The sequence below is a fragment of the Pseudomonas sp. MC6 genome (assembly GCF_054790575.1).
Genome location: NZ_CP186504.1, coordinates 3547294 through 3564107 on the forward strand (window position 1 = coordinate 3547294; position 16814 = coordinate 3564107).

The window sequence follows — 16814 nt, forward strand, 5'->3', positions numbered from 1 at the left end:
AAGTCATGGTTTATGGCTTTATAAAGGCCATTCCCTGCCACCTTCAATTCTGGTCCACCATCATGTCCTCGCGCGAAAACACCGGCATGGCCCTCGGCCTGCTCGGCGTGGTGATTTTCAGCCTCACCCTGCCCTTCACCCGCATCGTGGTGCAGGAACTGCATCCGCTGCTCAACGGTTTGGGCCGCGCATTGTTCGCGGCGATTCCGGCAGCGCTGCTGTTGTTGTGGCACCGCGAGAAATGGCCGACGTGGCAGCAAGTCAAAGGCCTGAGCCTGGTAATCGCCGGGGTGATTCTCGGTTTCCCGGTGTTGTCGGCGTGGGCCATGCAAACCTTGCCGGCATCCCACGGTGCGCTGGTCAACGGCCTGCAACCGCTGTGCGTGGCGCTGTATGCCGCGTGGTTGTCACACGAACGCCCGTCAAAAGCCTTCTGGGCCTGCGCGGCGCTGGGCAGTGCGTTGGTGCTTGGTTATGCGCTGTATACCGGAGCGGGCAGCATTCAGGCGGGTGATCTGTTGATGCTCGGCGCGATTGCCGTCGGGGGGCTGGGCTATGCAGAAGGCGGCCGATTGGCCAAGGAGATGGGCGGCTGGCAGGTGATCTGCTGGGCGCTGGTGCTGTCGACGCCGCTGTTGATCGGGCCGGTGCTGTATCTGGCGCTGCAACATCAGGGCGCGGTGTCGGCCAAGACCTGGTGGGCGTTTGGTTATGTGGCGCTGTTTTCGCAGTTTCTCGGCTTCTTTGCCTGGTACGCCGGGCTGGTCCATGGGCGGGATTGCCCGGGTCAGTCAGATCCAGTTGTTGCAGATTTTCTTTACCATCGCGTTCTCGGCGCTGTTCTTTGGTGAACATGTCGAGCCGATTACCTGGGTGTTTGCGTGTGGTGTGATTGCCACTGTCATTCTCGGCCGCAAGACTGCGGTGAAATCAAATGTGGGAGCGAGCCTGCTCGCGAAGGGTCCGTAACAGCCAACATCATCGTTGACTGTCAGTCCGCTTTCGCGAGCAGGCTCGCTCCCACAGGGTTTTGTGTCAGGCGAGGTAGCCGTCAGCGCGCAGCAAGGTTTCCAGGCAGTGCTCGCTGATGTTGTAGAAGTCTTTCAACTCCTGAATCTTCACCAACAACTGCGCCGGATCCACCGGCTCGGCGCGCTTCACTGCCAGAATCATCTTGTTCTTGTTGGTGTGATCCAGCGAGATGAATTCGAAGACCTTGGTCTCGTATCCGCAGGCCTCAAGGAACAGCGCGCGCAAGCTGTCAGTGACCATTTCTGCCTGCTGCCCCAGATGCAAACCATATTGCAGCATCGGTTTGAGCAACGCCGGGCTCTGGATCTGCAGGCGGATCTGTTTGTGGCAGCACGGCGAGCACATGATGATCGACGCGCCCGAGCGGATGCCGGTGTGGATCGCGTAGTCAGTGGCGATGTCGCAGGCATGCAAGGCGATCATCACGTCCAGTTCACTCGGCGCCACGCTGCGTACGTCACCGCACTTGAACACCAGCCCCGGATGATCGAGTTTTGCCGCCGCGGCGTTGCACAGGTTGACCATTTCCTCACGCAACTCAACGCCAGTGACCTCGCCCTCGGCCTTCAAGGTGTTGCGCAGGTAATCGTGAATCGCAAACGTCAGGTAACCCTTGCCCGAACCGAAATCCGCCACCCGCACCGGTTGGTCCAGCGCCAGCGGCGACGAGGTCAGGGCGTGGCTGAACACTTCGATGAACTTGTTGATCTGCTTCCACTTGCGCGACATCGCCGGGATCAGCTCATGTTGCGCATTGGTCACGCCGAGGTCCTTGAGGAACGGCCGGCTCAATTCGAGAAAGCGGTTTTTCTCGCGGTTGTGCTCGGCGGACGGTGCTTCGCGCAATTGCTGAGGTTTGCTCTTGAACAGCGAACTCTTGCCCTTTTTGCTGTATTCGAGCTGGGCTTCGTCAGTCACCGCGAGTAAATGTGCATTTTTGAACGAGGCCGGCAACAACCCGGCAATCGCCGCCACACCTTCGACCAAGGGCAGGTTTTTGGTGATGTCGCGGGTTTTGTAGCGATAGACGAACGACAGGTTAGGCTGCGCTTTGACGGTCACCGGCTTGATGATGACCCGCTGCAGATCCGCCTCTTCACCGACGTATTTGGCCAGTACCAGTTTGATGAAGCCGTTCTGTTCGAGACTGGTTTGCAGCAGCTCGATGAACTGGGCGTGGTGATCGGGCGCAGGCTTGGTGGCTGGAGCAGTAACGGGCATGGAGAAGCGGCCTCGGACGGGCGAAATCGGGAATGGCGGGTATTTTAGGGGGGATGGGGGTTGGGGACACGCTCTTATTTACCCAACGGTTGTTTGAAGCGCCCTCACCCTAGCCCTCTCCCAGAGGTAGAGGGGACCGACCGAGGTGTTTTCACGAGTTACGCCGACCTGAAATACCGAGCCGAACTCAAGTTTGAAAGGCCCCCGATCTGCTCCCTTTCCCCCTCTCCCATTGGGAGAGGGCTGGGGTGAGGGGCTGGATCTCAGCGTCGACGAATAATCCAGGTCTTACCCCAGCACAATCAACCGATTCGGCAACTCATTCCTCACCTGCGTCACCGGCACATGCACTTTCAGCAACTCCCCACACGCCTCGATACACGTGACAAACCCCTCCAATGTGCGCCCCCGCCTGACCTGCTCAGTAAACGCCGCCACAATCGCATCCCAACTCTTGTTATCGAGCCGTTTGGAAATCCCCTCATCCACCAGAATCTCCACATACCGCTCCGCCTCACAGACAAAAATCAGCATGCCGGTGCTGCCCACCGTGTGATGCAGGTTCTGCTCGAGAAACTGCCGCCGCGCCAGGTTCGACGCGCGCCAATGCCGCACGCGGCGCGGAATCAGATGAGTAGTGACTTTCGGCAGACGAAACAGCAGGCAGAGCACGATAAACGCCCCCCACTGCACCAGCAGCAAGCTGTGCATGGTCAACCACCCGGTCAGGTAGTGCACGACGCCGGGCACCACCAGCGCCAAAAGGCTCGCCCACAACAGCGGGATGTACGCGTAGTCATCAGCGCGCGCCGCGAGCACCGTCACCAGTTCGGCGTCGGTGTCGCGCTCGACCCGGGCGATCGCCTCGGCGACTTTGCGTTGTTCGTGTTCGGTCAGTAGTGCCATGTTGAAAAGTGCCTGCTCATTATTCTTCTGATATCACCAGCCGCCGGACGAACCACCGCCGCCGAAACTGCCCCCGCCGCCGCTGAAGCCTCCGCCTCCACCGCCGCCGCCAAATCCGCCACCACCGCCGAAGCCACCCCCTCCTCCGGAGCCACCCCGGCCGGCAGGCAGGATACCGAGCATCTGGCAGACAAACACCGTCAGGATGAACAACATCACCAAAAACACGAACAATGCCGGGTGCCGCGAGATGAAATCATCAGACGGATCACCGCTGGATTCATACACCGTCGACGGCTCATCCAGCGGATTACCGCCGAGCACCACCAGCATCGCCGCCACGCCGTCGCTGATGCCTTTGCTGAAATTGCCGGCCTTGAAGGCGGGCGTAATGACTTGATGGATGATCACTGAAGTCTGCGCGTCGGTCAGCCGATCCTCCAGGCCATAACCGACTTCGATGCGCAGTTTGCGCTCGTCACGAGCAACGATCAGTAGCGCGCCGTTGTTCTTGTCCTTTTGCCCGATGGCCCAGTGTCGCCCGAGCTGAACGCCAAAATCCTCAATGGTCGTGCCTTGCAGATCCGGTAGCGTGACCACGACCAGTTGCTCGCCGGTCGCCTGCTCGTGGGCCTGCAATTGCTGGCTCAGTTGCGCGCGCACCGACGGCTCGAGCATCTGCGCTTCGTCCACCACCCGCCCGCTCAGCGCCGGGAACGTCAACTCGGCCCGGGCGCTGACGGCGAACAACCACAGCATCAGCACCAGGCCCATTTTCAACACGCGCATGGACAACCTCGAATCAGAATTTCACTTGCGGGGCTTTTTCCGCGCCGGGCGTGGTGGCTTCGAAGGTTTCGCGGATCGGCAGATCGCTGTACATCACGCTGTGCCAGAGGCGACCGGGAAAGGTGCGAATCTCGGTGTTGTATTTCTGCACCGCCAGAATGAAATCGCGGCGCGCCACGGCGATGCGGTTTTCCGTGCCTTCCAACTGCGATTGCAGGGCGAGGAAGTTCTGGTTGGCCTTCAGATCCGGATAGCGCTCGGAGACCACCATCAAGCGGCTCAACGCACCGGTCAATTGATCCTGCGCCTGCTGGAACTGCTTGAGTTTTTCCGGGTTGTCGAGGGTGCTGGCGTCGACCTGAATCGACGTGGCTTTCGCCCGCGCCTCGATCACTGCGGTCAGGGTTTCCTCTTCATGCTTGGCGTAACCCTTCACCGTTTCCACCAGATTGGGGATCAGGTCGGCGCGGCGCTGGTACTGGTTCTGTACCTGCCCCCACGCGGCTTTGGCCTGTTCGTCGAGGGTCGGGATATTGTTGATGCCGCACGCGGTCAGCAGCGTGGCCAGCACCAGCAGTGTGGCGACCTGCAAACGCGAGCGATTGGTTGGGCTTACATTCATCGCAGTGATGCTCCTTGGCACATATCATTATAAAAACCGAGCGCGAAACATTCTCAGCGGGCTCTTGGGGCATAATCGGCCGCGTCGCTGGATTACGACGGGGCAATGGGCTAAAAAGTGCCCTGCGTGATCATGCTGGCAAGTGTCGGCTGCCGTTTTTGGCTCTGTTTCTTTGAGCCCGTACCCGAACAACAATAGTCGCTCCCTAAATTTTGGCTGGCCGGCGTTGCATTGCCGCTTGGGCCCTTGAGAAAAATATTCATGAAGAAGCTGTGTTTGCTGGGTCTGTTCGTCAGCCTGGCCAGTCATCAAGTATTGGCCGCCACGACCCCGGTACCCCTGGAAAACAAGGATGCGTTCATCAGCAACCTGATGAACCAGATGACCCTCGATGAAAAGATCGGCCAGTTGCGCCTGATCAGCATCGGCCCGGAAATGCCTCGCGAGTTGATCCGCAAAGAGATCGCCGCCGGCAATATCGGCGGTACGTTCAACTCGATCACCCGTCCGGAAAACCGTCCGATGCAGGACGCTGCCATGCGCAGTCGCCTGAAGATTCCGATGTTTTTTGCGTACGACGTGATCCACGGTCACCGTACGATTTTCCCGATTCCGCTGGCCCTCGCCTCGAGCTGGGACATGGACGCCATCGGCCAGTCCGGGCGCGTTGCCGCCAAGGAAGCCGCCGCCGACAGCCTCGACATCACCTTCGCGCCGATGGTCGACATCTCCCGCGACCCGCGCTGGGGCCGCAGTTCCGAAGGTTTCGGTGAGGACACCTACCTGACCTCGCGCATTGCCGGCGTCATGGTTCGTGCCTATCAGGGCGCCACCCCGAGCGCGGCCGACAGCATCATGGCCAGCGTCAAGCACTTCGCCCTGTACGGCGCGGTCGAGGGCGGTCGCGACTACAACACCGTCGACATGAGCCCGGTGAAGATGTACCAGGATTACCTGCCGCCGTACCGCGCCGCGATTGATGCCGGCGCCGGTGGTGTGATGGTCGCGTTGAACTCGATCAACGGCATTCCGGCCACCGCCAACACCTGGCTGATGAACGATCTGCTGCGCCGCGACTGGGGCTTCAAAGGCCTGGCGGTCAGCGACCACGGTGCAATCTTTGAGCTGATCAAGCACGGTGTTGCCCGCGACGGTCGTGAAGCGGCGAAGCTGGCGATCAAGGCCGGTATCGACATGAGCATGAACGACACCCTGTACGGCAAAGAGCTGCCGGGGCTGCTCAAGTCCGGCGAGATCGACCAGAAAGATATCGACAACGCAGTGCGCGAAGTGCTCGCCGCCAAGTACGACATGGGCCTGTTCAAGGACCCGTACCTGCGCATCGGCAAGGCTGAAGACGATCCGGCCGACACCTACGCCGAGAGCCGTCTGCACCGCGCCGAGGCTCGTGAAGTCGCGCGTCGCAGCCTGGTATTGCTGAAGAACCAGAACGAAACCCTGCCGCTGAAGAAAGACGCAAAAATCGCACTGGTTGGCCCATTGGCCAAAGCACCGATCGACATGATGGGCAGTTGGGCCGCCGCCGGGCGCCCTGCGCAATCGGTGACGCTGTTCGATGGCATGAGCTCGGTGATCGGCAACAAGTCGAACCTGATCTACGCCCGTGGCGCCAACATCACCAGCGACAAGAAGGTGCTGGATTACCTGAACTTCCTCAACTTCGATGCGCCGGAAGTGGTCGATGACCCGCGCCCGGCCAACGTGCTGATCGACGAAGCCGTGAAAGCCGCCAAGGACGCTGACGTGATCGTCGCCGCCGTGGGCGAGTCCCGTGGCATGTCCCACGAATCCTCCAGCCGCACCGACCTGAACATCCCGGAAAGCCAGCGCGAGCTGATCCGTGCGCTGAAAGCTACCGGCAAACCGTTGGTATTGGTGTTGATGAACGGCCGCCCACTGACGATTCTCGAAGAGAACCAGTCGGCTGACGCGATTCTGGAAACCTGGTTCAGCGGCACCGAGGGCGGCAATGCCATTGCTGATGTGCTGTTCGGCGACTACAACCCGTCGGGCAAACTGCCGGTGACTTTCCCGCGCTCGGTCGGCCAGATCCCGACCTACTACAACCACCTGAGCATTGGCCGGCCGTTCACGCCGGGCAAACCGGGCAACTACACCTCGCAGTATTTCGATGACACCACCGGGCCGCTGTTCCCGTTCGGGTATGGCCTGAGCTACACCCAATTCGCCTTGAGCGACATGGCGCTGTCGTCGACCACCCTGAATGCCACCGGCAAACTCGACGCCAGCGTCATGGTGAAGAACACCGGCAAGCGTGACGGCGAAACCGTGGTGCAGTTGTACATTCAGGATGTCACCGGCTCGATGATCCGCCCGGTGAAAGAACTGAAGAACTTCCAGAAAATCATGCTCAAGGCCGGCGAACAGAAAGTCGTGCACTTCACCATCACTGAGGATGACCTGAAGTTCTACAACGCCCAGCTCAAGTACGCGGCGGAGCCTGGCAAGTTCAACGTGCAGATCGGCCTGGATTCGCAGGACGTGACGCAGCAGAGCTTTGAACTGCTATAACCGCAAGCACACCGCAAAACCCTGTGGGAGCGAGCCTGCTCGCGAAAGCGGTCATTCAGCTAAACAATTGCTGACTGACACACCGCTTTCGCGAGCAGGCTCGCTCCCACATTGGATTTAGGGTGTATTCAGAATCGGTTTTAGCCGCGGCGGTCGAGAATATTGACCACCACCCGATCCACCCAGCCCCAAACCCGCTGCTTGACCCGCCGCCACAACGGTCGGCGCTGCCATTCTTCCAGACTCACCTGCTGACTCAGCCCGAAGTCCGTCACAAAACTCGCCTCTACCGCTGCCGTCAACGACGGGTCCAGCGCCTCCAGATTCGCCTCCAGATTGAAGCGCAGGTTCCAGTGGTCGAAGTTGCACGAGCCAATGCTCACCCAATCATCCACCAAGACCATTTTCAAATGCAGAAAGCACGGCTGGTATTCGAAGATCTGCACCCCGGCCTTGAGCAGTCGCGGGTAGTAGCGATGCCCGGCGTAACGCACCGACGGGTGATCGGTACGCGGCCCGGTCAGCAGCAGGCGCACGTCGACACCGCGCGCCGCCGCCTTGCGCAGGGAGCGGCGGATTTTCCACGTTGGCAGGAAGTACGGTGTGGCCATCCAGATGCGTTTTTGCCCGCTGTTCAAAGCGCGAAACAGCGATTGCAGAATGTCGCGGTGCTGACGGGCGTCGGCATACGCCACGCGGCCCATGCCCTCGCCCTTGTCCGGCACGCGCGGCAACCGTGGCAGACCAAAATGCGCGGCCGGACGCCAGGCGCGGCGATAGCGGTTGGCAATCCACTGGCGGTCAAAGAGCAATTGCCAGTCGATCACCAACGGGCCGCTGATCTCGACCATCACCTCGTGCCATTCGCTGGTGTCCTGGCCCGGCGTCCAGAACTCGTCAGTGACGCCAGTACCGCCGACCACCGCCAGACGCTGATCGACCAGCAACAATTTACGGTGATCACGATAGAAATTACCGACCCAGCGCCGCCAGTTCAGCCGATTGTAGAAACGCAGTTCAACCCCGGCCTGGGTCAGGCGCTGGCGCAGATTGAGGGTAAACGCCAGGCTGCCGTAATCGTCGAACAGGCACCGCACACGTACGCCACGCTCGGCCGCCAGCACCAGTGCCTGCACGATGGTTTCGGCACAGGCGCCAGCCTCGACCAGATACAACTCCAGTTCGATCTGCTCCTGAGCGCCAGCAATTTGTTCGAGCATGCGCGGGAAGAATTGCGGGCCATCGATCAACAGCTCGAACCGGTTGCCATCCCGCCACGGGAACACCGCGCCGCGCATGTCAGCGCGCCGTGAAGATCAGCACCGCACCCACCGGCACCGACAGACTGATGGCCGACAGGTCGGCGAGTTTGCGCAGACTTTCCAGCCCCGGCGCAAGATCAAAATCCTCGGCGTTGATCACCAGCGGCTCTAGCGTCACCACTTGAAAACGACGATCATCGAGACGCGTCGCCAGTAGCTCGGCAGGATATTCGTGCTGCTTGCCGTGCAGATTGACGGTCAGTGGCAGGCGCAATTCCAGTTGCGCACCGGGGGCCAGATCGTTGATCGGGCGCAGGTCGATCTGGGTGGTGATGGTCGCTTCGGGGAATTGCTCGATCTGGAACAGCTCCTTGCGCATGCGCTCATCGCGCAGCGGGATACCGCTGTTGATCGAGTCCATCTCGACCTCGACTTCGGCGCGACCACTGGGATCGACCTTACCGTGCAGCACCAGAAAGCGCTGCACTTCGGAGACATTGGCGTTTTTCGTACTGACGAACGACAGCCGCGACGACTCGCCGTCCAGATACCAATTGGCCTGCGCCGGCAGCGCGACGGCGGCGAGCAGCAGGCTGGACAGGGTTGCACACAGGGAGCGGTTGAACATTGAACACTCGTGGGGCCGATAAACCTGCACGAACCTTAACCGCCCCCAAAGTTATTGCAACATCAAGATCAAAAGATCGCAGCCTTCGGCAGCTCCTACAGGGTGGACCCGGTCATGTAGGATCTGCCGAAGGCTGCGATCTTTTATGGCTGTAAACGACAGCCTTGGCGTTCGCTCAACCACTGGGCGCGATTGCTGCGACCCATGCCGCTGACGGTGATGGTTTTGCTGGCGCTGTCATCGGTGAACTGGCTGGTCGGCAGCCATTGTTTTACATAGCCACGGCAATACTCGGCATCGTTGTTCATCACATACCGGCAGGAGCAGTATTCCTTGGCGGTGTAGGCGCTGATGATGTCGGGGAAGGCCCACAGATTTTCGCGCTCGTAGACGACCCAGCCGAGCAGCAAAACAAGCAGCAACAGCAAAAAGCGCTTCATGGGCGCACCGCCTTCAGCACACGTTTAAGCAACTCGTTGTGATGGTAGCCACCGTCACGATCATCGCCATATCGCACGATCACCAGTTTCTCGCTGGGGATCACATAAAGCGCCTGGCCCCAGTGGCCGAGGGCAGCGAAGGTGTCAGGCGGTGCATCAGGCCACGGTGATGCGGCGCCATCGACGGGACGATTGAGCCACCAGTGGCCGCCGGGCACGGCCTCATCCTCGTGGGCCTTATAGCCAGCGAAGGGTTTGAGATTGAACGCGAGCCAGTCCTTGGGCAGCACTTGCCGCGCCTCCCAGCGGCCGTCGCGGGCCATCAGCAACCCGACTCGCGCCAGATCCCGCGCGGTGAGATAAGCATAAGAAGACGCGACAAACGTGCCGCTGGCATCGGTTTCCCACACGGCGTGACGGATGCCCAACGGCTCGAACAATGCCGTCCACGGATAATCCGCATAACGCTGCGGGCCGACGATCGTTTTCAACGCTGCCGCCAAGAGATTGCTGTCGCCACTGGAATAGTGGAAGGCCTGCCCCGGTTCGGCGTAGGCATCGTGATCGGCGGTAAACGCAGCCATGTCGCGATGACCACGGGTATAGAGCATCGCCACCACCGAGGATTTCAGCGGGGCGTACTCGTAGTCTTCCTGCCAGTCGATACCGGATGCCCAGTGCAGCAGATCGGCGATTTTTATCGCCGGGTGTTTGCTCAGTGGCGGGTAAAATTTCGCGGCAGGATCGTCGAGTTTGAACAGGCCCTCGCCGTAGGCCACACCGAGCACGCTGGCCATCAGGCTTTTGCTGATTGACCAGGTCAGGTGCGGGGTTTGTGCTGTGGTCGGGCCGGCGTAGCGTTCGTAGAGGATCTGGCCGTCGCGAATGATCAGCAGTGCATCGGTGCGGATGCCTTGGCGGGTTGCGTCGTCGCGGGGTGGGAAGGCGTAATTCTCCAGCGCCTCAACGGTCGGGCCGGTGACCTTCGGGCCGGTTGACCATTGTTCAGCGGGCCAAGGTTCGGCCTGAACGGTGCAGCAGATCAGCAGCAGAAACAGGGGCAGGCCTTTGCGCATGGTGAGGGCTCTGGGAATGAACCTGCTGAGACTAGTCGGGGTTGATGACAAGTATGCGGTGTTATTTAGATTGCTATCGCGAGCAGGCTCACTCCTACAGGGGATCGCATTTCAACTGACGAAACTCGATCAACTGTAGGAGTGAGCCTGCTCGCGATGAGGCCCTTCAGCCCGCCGCCAAAGCCTTGGCCAACCGCTTGGCCCGAGCCCCCGCCGCCAACTGCATCACCCCCTGATCGCGCTGCCACATCTGCGCCCATTCTGCCGGCCCGTCAGCCAACGCCTGACTCACCTCACCCTCCAGCGCTTCAAACTGCGCAAACAGCCCACCCAGCAACACATGCCCGGCCGGATTGTTCGGCGGTTGCCGGCTCGCCTCGGCACACCCGGCCAACAGCGCCAGCAAGCGCAATTGCAGCGCCTGCGGCCAGTCGCTGTCCTGTCCGACGCCATACAGCCACGCGGTCATTGCGCTCAGTACATAGACATCCTCAAGGGTGCGAAACGGTTTGACGTAAGCATCCCAGCCATCCCCCGCCAACAATTCGCACAACGCGCCATCCAGCTGCAACCGGCCATGACTGATGTCCGGCATCAACGGCAGCGCCGGCAGTTTTTCCACGATCACGCCGGGCTCGCCGGGATACACCACCGCCAAGCTCAGGCGCGGCGCTTCACCAGGCTCTTCACTGCGCGCAGCAATCAACAGCCAGTCCGCCGCATCGCCCGCCGTGACGAAGTCCTTGCGCCCGCTCAGGCGTAAATCGGTGAGCCGCGTCTGCATGTCCGCCGGACGCAAACTGCGCTGTTCGGTCGCACACAAAGCGCCCAGGCTCAGCGGCGCACTCGGCCACAACATGCGCAAAGCCGCTTGATAACCGACCAGAAACGCCAGCCCCGGCGTCGCCATCCGCCGCCCGCCCGCGACCGCCAATTCGAACGGTGTGACGTTGCCCAGTTGCTGCAACAACGTCGCAAAACCCTCGGCCAGGTCAGCAACGGCGGGCAATCGTTCACGGCTGTGCAGCAGATCTGGCCAGGGCATAGGAGGCTCCTTGTGGGCTGTCATATAAGCATCACCGAACGTTCATGGCGATGACACCGGGGCTACATAGCCTGACTTTGCACAACACGGCTGCATAAAGAAAGTCGATCGGCTGCAACCCACGACGGGTTAAAGGCCCGTACGGAGATTCACATGACTCAGATCGCCCGCATCAGCGACACCGGCAATGAACGCCGCCTGCAAGCCGAACGCCTGATCGGCGCCGAGGCTCTGCAGCAAGCCCAGGCCTTGCGCTTCAACGTCTTCAGCGGCGAGTTCAACGCCAAGCTGAAAGGCGCGGAACTGGGTCTGGACATGGATGATTATGATGTTCACTGCAGCCACATCGGCGTGCGTGACTTGAACACCGGCCGCTTGGTGGCGACCACGCGTTTGCTTGATCACACGGCCGCGAGCAGCCTCGGCAAGTTCTACAGCGAAGAAGAATTCAGCCTGCATGGCCTGACGCATCTGCAAGGCCCGATCCTCGAAATCGGACGTACTTGCGTCGACCCGGCGTACCGCAACGGTGGCACCATCGCGGTGCTGTGGGGCGAGTTGGCCGAAGTGCTGAATCAGGGTGGCTACAGTTATCTGATGGGTTGCGCGAGCATCCCGATGCAGGACGGCGGCATTCAGGCCCACGCGATCATGCAGCGCCTGCGCGAACGTTATCTGTGCACCGAAAACCTGCGCGCCGAGCCGAAAAATCCGCTGCCGACGCTGGATATTCCATCGAACGTGATCGCGGAAATGCCGCCACTGCTCAAGGCTTATATGCGCCTGGGCGCGAAGATCTGCGGCGAGCCATGCTGGGACGAGGACTTCCAGGTCGCCGACGTGTTCATCCTGCTCAAGCGCGACGAACTCTGCCCGCGCTACGCCAAACACTTCAAGGCGGCCGTGTGATGAGCCGGTTGCGGGTGTACGCGCGGATCGCGCGGGTGCTGCTGGTGGTGTCGCTGGGCTTGACCATGGCCAGCGTCTTCGGCGTATTTGAACGGATTGGTCTGGCGCATTCGATGGAGCGGCGTCAGCGCTGGTCGCGCTTTTTCATGGCGCGCTTGAGCAACGCCCTGCCCTTTCGCGTGACGGTTCACGGTGAGCTGCCAAAACAGCCGATGCTGTGGGTCAGCAATCATGTGTCGTGGACGGATATTCCGCTGCTCGGCATGCTCACACCGCTGTCCTTTCTGTCCAAAGCCGAAGTGCGCACCTGGCCAGTGGCTGGTTGGCTGGCGGCGAAGGCCGGCAGCCTGTTCATCCGTCGCGGTTCGGGCGACAGCCAGTTGATCCGCAAGCAGATGACCCGTCACCTGCAAACCGACCATGCCTTATTGATGTTCCCGGAAGGCACCACCACCGATGGCCGTTCGCTGCGTACCTTTCACGGTCGCTTGCTGGCGGCGGCGATTGATTCCGAGGTGATGCTGCAACCGGTGGCGATTCGTTATCTGCGTGATGGCGAAATCGACGCGCTGGCGCCGTTCATTGGCGACGACGATCTGCTCTCGCACCTGATGCGCCTGTTCAGCAATGATTGCGGCGATGTCGAAGTGCACCTGCTCAAGCCGCTCGCCTGTCAGGGGCGTGAGCGCGCGGCGTTGGCGTTTGAAGCGCAGCAGGCGGTGCAGAAGGCGTTGTTTGGCGAAGTGGCGAAACCGGCCGAACCGCGTCGTGCCGGCGATTTGATTGCCGCTTGAAAACACAAATCCCCTGTAGGAGTGAGCCTGCTCGCGATAGCGCTGTGTCAGTCAATACTAATGTCGACTGACACACCGCTATCGCGAGCAGGCTCACTCCTACATTAGATTTTCTGTGTCTGGGGGTTTTGGGCGAAGTCCTGGAGTTGTGGGTAGAACAAGCGGAAGTCGTCACTCAGCGGCTCATACAACCGCCGCAATTCCTCCATCGCCCCCGCCAACTCTTCCGGCCGGCTCAGCCGCCGCGAAATCCCGCGCAACACCTGCTCCAGCACTTCAAACTGTTGATACGAACCCAACCAGTCATTGGCAACCATGTGCGGGGCAATCCTCGCCAGTCGCTCGGGCAGTTGCCGTTCGTGAGTCAGCACCCGATACACATCAGCGGTGAAAACCTCCAGCGGCTGATCGGCATACAGCGTCCAGTCCCGCGCCAGGCAATGATCGAAAAACACATCCAGGACGATCCCGGCATAACGCCGCCGCGTGTCGGAAAACCGCCCCAGAGCGATATCCACCAGCGGATGGCGATCCGTGAACACGTCAATCCGTCGATGCAGTTGAATGGCCGCTTCCACCTCCGGCGCAAACTGCCCTTGCAGCCGACCTTTGACGAAATCGCCATACAGACTGCCGAGCAGTTGCCCGGGGCGCTGGCCACCGAGGTGTAAATGTGCGAGATAGTTCATGGGCGCAGCTTAGCACTGCGGCCCATAAGCCATACACCCATGTATCGTTATAACGCGATATACCAATTTATGCTGGCGTCAGATCAAAATCATATTGGTGTATCGCGATCTAACGATTTATATTTCGCCACATCGCGATATAGCGTTGTACACATTGTGAGCACCTGCCATGAACCTCGACCTCGACGAAATAATAAAAGCCCTGGCACACCCAGTACGGCGAGACATCCTCAACTGGCTGAAAGACCCGAAGAACGAATTTCCGGAACAGTTGCACAACCACGAGTACGGCATCTGCGCCGGGCAGATCGATCAACGCTGCGGCCTGTCGCAGTCGACCGTTTCGGCACACCTCGCGACGTTGCAACGCGCCGGTCTGATCAGCAGCCAGAAGGCCGGACAATGGCACTTTTTCAAACGTAACGAGGACGTGATCCAGGCGTTCCTCAGCACCCTCAGTAAAGAGCTCTGACCCTTAACGTCAGTCAGCCGACAAGGAAACCTGCATGCCCCTCTCGCTACTCATCCTCGCCTTGAGCGCCTTCGCCATCGGCACCACCGAATTCGTCATCATGGGCTTGCTGCCCAATGTGGCGGCCGACCTCGGTGTGTCGATCCCCGGCGCCGGTTGGCTGGTGGCCGGCTACGCCCTCGGCGTGGCGGTCGGTGCGCCGTTCATGGCAATGGCCACCGCCAGACTGCCGCGCAAGGCTGCACTGGTGGCGTTGATGGGCATCTTTATTGTCGGCAACCTGCTCTGTGCGATTGCCAGTGACTACAACGTGCTGATGTTTGCCCGTGTGATCACCGCGCTGTGCCACGGTGCGTTCTTCGGCATCGGTTCGGTGGTGGCGGCCAATCTGGTGCCGGCCAACAAGCGTGCTTCGGCAGTGGCGTTGATGTTCACCGGTTTGACCTTGGCCAACGTCCTCGGTGTGCCGCTGGGCACTGCGCTGGGTCAGCAATACGGCTGGCGCTCGACTTTCTGGGCGGTGACTGTCATCGGCGTGATCGCACTGATCGGCTTGATCCGCTTCTTGCCGGCCAAGCGCGACGAAGAAAAACTCGACATGCGCGCCGAACTCGCCGCCCTTAAAGGTGCCGGGATCTGGCTGTCGCTAAGCATGACCGCGCTGTTCGCCGCGTCCGTCTTCACCCTGTTCACCTACGTTGCCCCGCTGCTCGGCGAAGTCACCGGTGTGTCACCGCGTGGCGTGACCTGGACGCTGATGCTGATCGGCCTGGGCCTGACCGTCGGCAACATCATCGGCGGCAAACTCGCCGACAAGGGCATGGCCGCCACGCTGATCGGCGTGTTCATCGCCATGGCCGTGGTCTCCACCGTGCTGACCTGGACCAGCGTCGCGCTGATCCCGACTGAAATCACCTTGTTCCTCTGGGCCACCGCGTGTTTTGCCGCCGTACCGGCGCTGCAAGTCAACGTGGTGACCTTCGGCAAAGCCGCACCGAATCTGGTGTCGACCCTGAACATCGGCGCGTTCAACGTCGGCAACGCTCTCGGCGCCTGGGTTGGCGGCAGCGTCATCGCCCACGGCTACGGCCTGACCAGCGTGCCGCTGGCAGCCGCCGCGCTGGCAGTGCTCGCCCTGCTGGTGACCCTGATTACTTTCCGTCAGAACGGCAATGCCGATCTGGCCCCTGCAACTAACTGATTACTTTCCACTTACGAGGGTTGTAGACATGGCAACTATTTTTGATCCGATCAAACTCGGCGACGTCGAGCTGGCCAACCGCATCATCATGGCCCCGCTGACCCGCTGCCGCGCCGACGAAGGTCGCGTGCCGAACGCGCTGATGGCTGAATACTATGTACAGCGCGCTTCCGCTGGCCTGATCCTCAGCGAAGCCACTTCGGTAACGCCAATGGGCGTTGGCTACCCGGACACCCCGGGCATCTGGTCCAACGACCAAGTGCGCGGCTGGGCCAATGTGACCAAAGCGATTCACGGCGCGGGCGGCAAGATCTTCCTGCAACTGTGGCACGTCGGCCGGGTTTCCCACCCTTCGTACCTCAACGGTGAAGCGCCGGTGGCACCGAGCGCGATCCAGCCAAAGGGCCACGTCAGCCTGGTTCGCCCACTGGCCGACTACCCGACCCCACGCGCCCTGGAAACCGCTGAAATCGCCGACATCGTCGACGCTTACCGCACCGGTGCCGAAAACGCCAAGGCCGCCGGTTTCGACGGTGTGGAAATCCACGGCGCCAACGGTTACCTGCTCGACCAGTTCCTGCAAAGCAGCACCAACCAGCGCACTGACAACTACGGCGGCTCGCTGGAAAACCGTGCGCGCCTGCTGCTGGAAGTGACTGACGCCGCGATCGAAGTCTGGGGCGCTGGCCGTGTCGGTGTGCACCTGGCACCGCGCGCCGACTCCCATGACATGGGCGACGACAACCTGGCAGAAACCTTCACCTACGTCGCACGTGAACTGGGCAAACGCGGCATCGCGTTCATCTGCTCCCGTGAGAAAGAAGGCGCCGACAGCCTCGGCCCGCAACTGAAAGAAGCGTTTGGCGGCCCGTACATTGCCAACGAACGTTTCACCAAGGACAGCGCCAACGAGTGGCTGGCGAGTGGCAAGGCTGACGCGGTGGCGTTTGGTGTGCCGTTTATTGCCAACCCGGATCTGCCGGCTCGTTTGAAGGCTGATGCGCCGCTTAATGATGCGCACCCGGAAACCTTCTACGGCAAAGGCCCGGTCGGTTATATCGACTATCCAGCGCTGTAAGAAGCAGAAACACAAAGCCCCCGACTTGTGGTGAGTCGGGGGCTTTTTTGTGTTCGCCTGGAGAGCGATTGCGCGGCTGAGTACGTAGCCCCTCATC

The 16814-nt window shown here is 60.7% G+C and carries 16 protein-coding genes and 1 pseudogene; 7 read left to right on the forward strand and 10 right to left on the reverse strand.

Features of this window, described 5'->3' with window-relative positions:
* Positions 1-62 precede the first annotated feature (62 nt).
* A pseudogene (locus tag ACOYXE_RS15885) lies at positions 63-969 on the forward strand (DMT family transporter).
* A 66-nt stretch (positions 970-1035) separates the two neighbouring features.
* Here ACOYXE_RS15885 and ACOYXE_RS15890 read toward each other — a convergent pair.
* From ACOYXE_RS15890 to ACOYXE_RS15905, 4 genes are all read right to left on the reverse strand, one after another.
* On the reverse strand, positions 1036-2253 hold the full coding sequence (locus ACOYXE_RS15890) for a class I SAM-dependent methyltransferase (protein ID WP_405122183.1): 1218 nt from the start codon (positions 2251-2253) through the stop codon (positions 1036-1038).
* Positions 2254-2541: 288 nt separating this feature from the next.
* Positions 2542-3159, reverse strand: a complete 618-nt coding sequence (locus ACOYXE_RS15895) for a TPM domain-containing protein (RefSeq protein WP_160056464.1) — start codon at positions 3157-3159, stop codon at positions 2542-2544.
* A 33-nt stretch (positions 3160-3192) separates the two neighbouring features.
* Positions 3193-3948 (reverse strand): TPM domain-containing protein, encoded by a 756-nt coding sequence (locus ACOYXE_RS15900; RefSeq protein WP_460926274.1) that lies wholly within the window; start codon positions 3946-3948, stop codon positions 3193-3195.
* Between the two features lie 13 nt (positions 3949-3961).
* Positions 3962-4570 carry a LemA family protein gene (locus tag ACOYXE_RS15905; protein ID WP_116028830.1) on the reverse strand — a complete coding sequence of 203 codons (609 nt, stop codon included), beginning with the start codon at positions 4568-4570 and terminating at the stop codon, positions 3962-3964.
* A 261-nt stretch (positions 4571-4831) separates the two neighbouring features.
* Between ACOYXE_RS15905 and bglX the strand changes: the two genes are divergently transcribed.
* Positions 4832-7123 (forward strand): beta-glucosidase BglX, encoded by a 2292-nt coding sequence (gene bglX, locus ACOYXE_RS15910; RefSeq protein WP_460926275.1) that lies wholly within the window; start codon positions 4832-4834, stop codon positions 7121-7123.
* 140 nt (positions 7124-7263) lie between these two features.
* Here bglX and ACOYXE_RS15915 read toward each other — a convergent pair whose 3' ends face one another.
* From ACOYXE_RS15915 to ACOYXE_RS15935, 5 genes are all read right to left on the reverse strand, one after another.
* Positions 7264-8421, reverse strand: a complete 1158-nt coding sequence (locus tag ACOYXE_RS15915) for a phospholipase D-like domain-containing protein (RefSeq protein ID WP_460926276.1) — start codon at positions 8419-8421, stop codon at positions 7264-7266.
* Position 8422: 1 nt separating this feature from the next.
* Positions 8423-9013, reverse strand: coding sequence for a YceI family protein (locus tag ACOYXE_RS15920; RefSeq protein WP_160056454.1), 591 nt, complete (start codon positions 9011-9013; stop codon positions 8423-8425).
* Positions 9014-9156: 143 nt separating this feature from the next.
* A complete protein-coding gene (locus ACOYXE_RS15925) occupies positions 9157-9453 on the reverse strand; it encodes an amidase (protein ID WP_160056452.1) in 297 nt (98 codons plus the stop codon).
* Positions 9450-10529 (reverse strand): serine hydrolase domain-containing protein, encoded by a 1080-nt coding sequence (locus ACOYXE_RS15930; RefSeq protein WP_460926278.1) that lies wholly within the window; start codon positions 10527-10529, stop codon positions 9450-9452. Before ACOYXE_RS15930 ends, ACOYXE_RS15925 begins: the two co-directional genes overlap by 4 nt.
* 166 nt (positions 10530-10695) lie before the next feature.
* Positions 10696-11574 carry an acyl-CoA dehydrogenase middle domain-containing protein gene (locus ACOYXE_RS15935; protein ID WP_160056448.1) on the reverse strand — a complete coding sequence of 293 codons (879 nt, stop codon included), beginning with the start codon at positions 11572-11574 and terminating at the stop codon, positions 10696-10698.
* 153 nt (positions 11575-11727) lie between these two features.
* Between ACOYXE_RS15935 and olsB the strand changes: the two genes are divergently transcribed.
* Both olsB and ACOYXE_RS15945 read left to right on the forward strand, forming a co-directional pair.
* Entirely contained in the window at positions 11728-12483 is a 756-nt protein-coding gene (gene olsB, locus ACOYXE_RS15940) for an L-ornithine N(alpha)-acyltransferase (protein ID WP_160056446.1), read from the forward strand.
* Positions 12483-13277: a lysophospholipid acyltransferase family protein gene (locus ACOYXE_RS15945; RefSeq protein WP_160056444.1), complete on the forward strand. Its 795-nt coding sequence runs from the start codon at positions 12483-12485 to the stop codon at positions 13275-13277. The genes olsB and ACOYXE_RS15945 overlap by 1 nt, the downstream gene beginning before the upstream one ends.
* A gap of 104 nt (positions 13278-13381) precedes the next feature.
* Here ACOYXE_RS15945 and ACOYXE_RS15950 read toward each other — a convergent pair whose 3' ends face one another.
* Positions 13382-13966 (reverse strand): acyl carrier protein phosphodiesterase, encoded by a 585-nt coding sequence (locus ACOYXE_RS15950; RefSeq protein ID WP_137218057.1) that lies wholly within the window; start codon positions 13964-13966, stop codon positions 13382-13384.
* Between the two features lie 169 nt (positions 13967-14135).
* Here ACOYXE_RS15950 and ACOYXE_RS15955 point away from each other — a divergent pair, with 169 nt between their 5' ends.
* The 3 genes from ACOYXE_RS15955 to ACOYXE_RS15965 are packed head-to-tail and all read left to right on the forward strand — an operon-like array spanning position 14136 to position 16717.
* On the forward strand, positions 14136-14438 hold the full coding sequence (locus ACOYXE_RS15955) for an ArsR/SmtB family transcription factor (protein WP_007917068.1): 303 nt from the start codon (positions 14136-14138) through the stop codon (positions 14436-14438).
* 34 nt (positions 14439-14472) lie between these two features.
* Positions 14473-15639 carry an MFS transporter gene (locus ACOYXE_RS15960; RefSeq protein ID WP_460926279.1) on the forward strand — a complete coding sequence of 389 codons (1167 nt, stop codon included), beginning with the start codon at positions 14473-14475 and terminating at the stop codon, positions 15637-15639.
* Positions 15640-15667: 28 nt separating this feature from the next.
* Positions 15668-16717 (forward strand): alkene reductase, encoded by a 1050-nt coding sequence (locus ACOYXE_RS15965; protein ID WP_160056438.1) that lies wholly within the window; start codon positions 15668-15670, stop codon positions 16715-16717.
* The last annotated feature ends 97 nt before the right edge of the window (positions 16718-16814 follow it).

Coding starts and splice junctions, on each gene's coding strand:
- ACOYXE_RS15915 (WP_460926276.1), bottom strand. CDS start 8,421: ATGCGCGGCGCGGTGTTCCCGTGGCGGGATGGCAACCGGTTCGAGCTG.
- ACOYXE_RS15955 (WP_007917068.1), top strand. CDS start 14,136: ATGAACCTCGACCTCGACGAAATAATAAAAGCCCTGGCACACCCAGTA.
- ACOYXE_RS15895 (WP_160056464.1), bottom strand. CDS start 3,159: ATGGCACTACTGACCGAACACGAACAACGCAAAGTCGCCGAGGCGATC.
- bglX (WP_460926275.1), top strand. CDS start 4,832: ATGAAGAAGCTGTGTTTGCTGGGTCTGTTCGTCAGCCTGGCCAGTCAT.
- olsB (WP_160056446.1), top strand. CDS start 11,728: ATGACTCAGATCGCCCGCATCAGCGACACCGGCAATGAACGCCGCCTG.
- ACOYXE_RS15925 (WP_160056452.1), bottom strand. CDS start 9,453: ATGAAGCGCTTTTTGCTGTTGCTGCTTGTTTTGCTGCTCGGCTGGGTC.
- ACOYXE_RS15930 (WP_460926278.1), bottom strand. CDS start 10,529: ATGCGCAAAGGCCTGCCCCTGTTTCTGCTGCTGATCTGCTGCACCGTT.
- ACOYXE_RS15945 (WP_160056444.1), top strand. CDS start 12,483: ATGAGCCGGTTGCGGGTGTACGCGCGGATCGCGCGGGTGCTGCTGGTG.
- ACOYXE_RS15920 (WP_160056454.1), bottom strand. CDS start 9,013: ATGTTCAACCGCTCCCTGTGTGCAACCCTGTCCAGCCTGCTGCTCGCC.
- ACOYXE_RS15900 (WP_460926274.1), bottom strand. CDS start 3,948: ATGCGCGTGTTGAAAATGGGCCTGGTGCTGATGCTGTGGTTGTTCGCC.
- ACOYXE_RS15935 (WP_160056448.1), bottom strand. CDS start 11,574: ATGCCCTGGCCAGATCTGCTGCACAGCCGTGAACGATTGCCCGCCGTT.
- ACOYXE_RS15960 (WP_460926279.1), top strand. CDS start 14,473: ATGCCCCTCTCGCTACTCATCCTCGCCTTGAGCGCCTTCGCCATCGGC.
- ACOYXE_RS15890 (WP_405122183.1), bottom strand. CDS start 2,253: ATGCCCGTTACTGCTCCAGCCACCAAGCCTGCGCCCGATCACCACGCC.
- ACOYXE_RS15905 (WP_116028830.1), bottom strand. CDS start 4,570: ATGAATGTAAGCCCAACCAATCGCTCGCGTTTGCAGGTCGCCACACTG.
- ACOYXE_RS15950 (WP_137218057.1), bottom strand. CDS start 13,966: ATGAACTATCTCGCACATTTACACCTCGGTGGCCAGCGCCCCGGGCAA.
- ACOYXE_RS15965 (WP_160056438.1), top strand. CDS start 15,668: ATGGCAACTATTTTTGATCCGATCAAACTCGGCGACGTCGAGCTGGCC.